The sequence below is a fragment of the Pseudomonas sp. genome, assembly GCF_050739655.1.
GTDB lineage: Bacteria > Pseudomonadota > Gammaproteobacteria > Pseudomonadales > Pseudomonadaceae > Aquipseudomonas.
The window spans coordinates 1-3,305 of record NZ_JBOIBY010000280.1; the positions used below are offsets into that span (position 1 = coordinate 1).

Genomic DNA, 3,305 nt, shown 5'->3' on the forward strand with positions numbered 1-3,305 from the left:
CTCGGCTCTCCAGTGCCCTATTCCGCGAACCCTGCCGGGCGGAGAATCCGTTGTGGATATCGTTGTGGCAGTTACGGCAGACGATGAGGGTCTTGCGACGGCGCGATGCCATCTTCTTTGCCCATTCGGGCTGTTGGACCCAACTCCCAGAGTGGAGGTCTTTCAGGCGCCGGACATGATGCACTTCGACGTCCGTGTGCTCCTGGCAGAGCTCACACCGGCCGGTCATCAGCCGGCCGATGAGTTCGGCAGGACGCTTACTCCAGATTGCTGGAAGCTCGTCGTTGAGGACGACCTTCGTGGTTCTGCGCGCTAGCGAGATGCCACCCCATCGGGCCACCAGTGGCCGCTTGCCCTTCTCCCGGTTGACCGTGACCTGCAAGCCCCTGCGGGGGCCTGCCGTGGTCTGCCAGGTAGCACGGTAGCGGTTCCAGACCTTATTGACGCTGATCTTGTTCTTGTGACCCAACGTCTTGGCCAGGGACCGCTCCATGACATACCTGAGCAGGCCGAGACGGTGCCGGTTGTAGGCCAACTGGTAGTACTCCGCGATACCCCGGAACTCCGCCTGGTATCGCACCACGATACGGAAATCCGAGTCGTGGGCACGGTCCAGTATGGCGGCCGGTTTACCGCGTTGCATATAGGGTGTGCGCTTGGCGCGTACGACATCCATCGGCATTTTCAGCCCGATCTGGCCGTTGATGCAACGGTGACCGTTCTGATCACGCTTGGTGTCGTTGTGGTGAACCGCGATCTCATAGCCGAGGAAACGGGCAGCTTTCGTCCGCCCGTGAGTGATCAAGGTCTTGTGCTCGGAGAGCTCCAGTTTGAGGCGATCGCGCAGGAACCATCCCATCATGGCCTTGATACGCTCGGCCTCCCGTCGCGTACCGGTGAATCCCAGCAGCCAATCGTCCGCGTAGCGGATGTAATGCAACCGCCGGAAGCCTGGATCATGGGGATCCCGGGAGGGAAGCCGTTGCAGTTGCCGACGCAACCCTCGTGCTTTCTCCCGTTGCCCTTTCCCTTCCAGCTTCCAGGCAGCCTTGTGCATCCGCATATACGGCAGAAACGGCTTGCGTCGGTCTCCCCGGTTGTAGACGGGCAAGAGAGTTCTCTCGACATACCTGTCCAGCCGGTTCAGGTAGATATTGGAGAGCAAGGGACTTAACACACCCCCTTGCGGGGCGCCACTCAGTGTTTCATGGTAACGCCAGTCCTCCAAATATCCAGCCTGGAGCAGCCCGCCGATCAACCGCAAAAAACGGTTGTCGTGTATATCCTCGGCCAAGATGGATCGTAAAACTGTGTGATCCAGCCGGTCGAAGCATTGGGAGATGTCTCCCTCGACGAACCACGTTGTCCCACGCCACGATTCCGATACCTCCGCCAGGGCAGTATGACAGCCCCTGCCCGGCCTGAAACCATGGGAGTGCCCGGAGAACTGCGGCTCATAATACGCCTCCAGCAGGGAGCGGATTACTTCTTGCAGCAACTTGTCCGACCACGAGGGCAAACCCAGCGGGCGGCGTTTACCTGGTGATCCCTTCTTGTCGATGTACACACGCCGGACCGGGGTCCATCGATAGCGCTCAGACCGGAGCGCATCGATGATCGCCTGAATCTTCTTCAGGCTCATGCCATCCACAGTCTCCTTGTTCGAACCGGGCGTCATGGAGCCATCATTGCGGTAGATCTTCCCGTAGGCTCGCAGGTACAACTCCGGGTTGAACAGGTGCCGGTACAATCTCTCCAGTGGCAGTCCTTTCTTGCCGCGTTCATGGATGATCTCCATCAGGGCTCCGGCTCTCTGCATTACGCATACCTTGCCTTTCTGGATAATCGTGGACACCTGTGCCACTTGGCCCTGTAAGCGGCTTTCCCGCTCTCCCTGGTGGGGCGTGACTCCCACGACTACTACTGGCACTCCGTCACCGTAGGGCTCGCGCCCCTTAGGTGATCCCGAATTCCCCTTGCGCTGGACGTATCGAGCGTGACGTAGGCGGCCTGTCCGTTCCCTTGAGTGAGCTCGTTGCTCACCGCCCACCAGCCGGAAGGGTTGGGGCGAAGCAAAGGGGATTCGCCTGATGCTGGTGGCTCCGCTCCGGGCGTTGTATGTCGGAGAATGCACATTTCCATCGCTGGGAACTAGGCTTTAAACAGTCTGGTCTTCGCCATATCACACGGGCCTTGCGCGGCAGCACCATCAACGCCTTCACAATGCTCCACGCTTCCCCACCATGCTGTGGTCCCCTCGCGCTTTCGCGTCCAGGTAAGGTGGGCGACCCAGAGGCATCCTCCTTCCGAGCCTCTACCCTCTGCGAGGGTGATCCAACGCCGAGTTAGACGGCGCAACTTCCCCATGTACGCGGCTTTCCCGCGCTCGGAGTACTACGGCGGCTCCGCCCCACCCGCGCCTTTGGCTGGCGTCGCACCTATCCCCCCCTATCTCCCTGGCGAGGAGCAAAAAAAGAAGGGGGGAACGGTCACGAGTGGTTCCCGCGTTCACTGTTGTCCGGTTGACGGGTTAGGCACCCGGCTCTACCCCTGCGGCATCGCCATGGCTACGCCGTAGACTTTCACCATGGCCTCCTGGCCCAGGCGTTGAAGACCCAGCCAAGAGTTTTCCACTCCACCGTGGCCGATGATGAGTGGATGTGCACCGCAATCCAGCCCAGATCCACCGGATTTCGAGCTGGTACATGGTCAAGAGGCGTAACAACACCGGTTTCTCGCGTATACCTTCCCGTCTCGCTCACCGCACCCGGCCCATCCGGCAGTCCTGAACCGACGCGACTTTGTCGAGGCTGCTCCCACCCTCCCCGGCGACCCCCGGATCAGTCGGGTAGCCGGAGCGCATCGCTGCGCCCCGGCCCCCTCAGAACTGCTTATGTCGAGTTCGACATAACCGGTTTTATGTTGAACCCCGGATTATGTCGAGTGGGTTGGTGAAAGTGCTGGTCAGCGGTGGTTGAGGTGGCCTGCTGCTCGGCATAATCCGCAGTGCTCAGGAAGGCAAGCAGAGGCGGTACCGCTCGAACTCAGTGCCCGGGGCTGGAGCTCTGATCAAGCCCGGCTGTTCGCGAGCGAGGTCGAGGTGCAGGTAGATCCGGGTGACTGGCCGCGACGCCTGGTGGCCAGTCATCGTTGCCTCTGCCTCCGTACGCGCAGTCCGACGAAGGGTGCCTCGCTCACGCGGCCCGGATTATGCCGACCCAGTCACCCTCGTCCGCCCTGCTGACCAGGGCAAACGGCGAGTTTTCTCGGCTCATTCGGCATAATCCGGTGCTCAACATAAAACC

1 protein-coding gene is annotated in these 3,305 nt (G+C 60.8%); it reads right to left on the bottom strand.

Annotated features, from left to right (window positions below; translation table 11 throughout):
* Positions 1 to 1,798 (bottom strand): reverse transcriptase domain-containing protein (locus ACRESJ_RS13900; protein ID WP_431758403.1); only part of this gene is annotated, 1,798 nt, incomplete at its 3' end.
* Between the last annotated feature and the right edge of the window lie 1,507 nt (positions 1,799 to 3,305).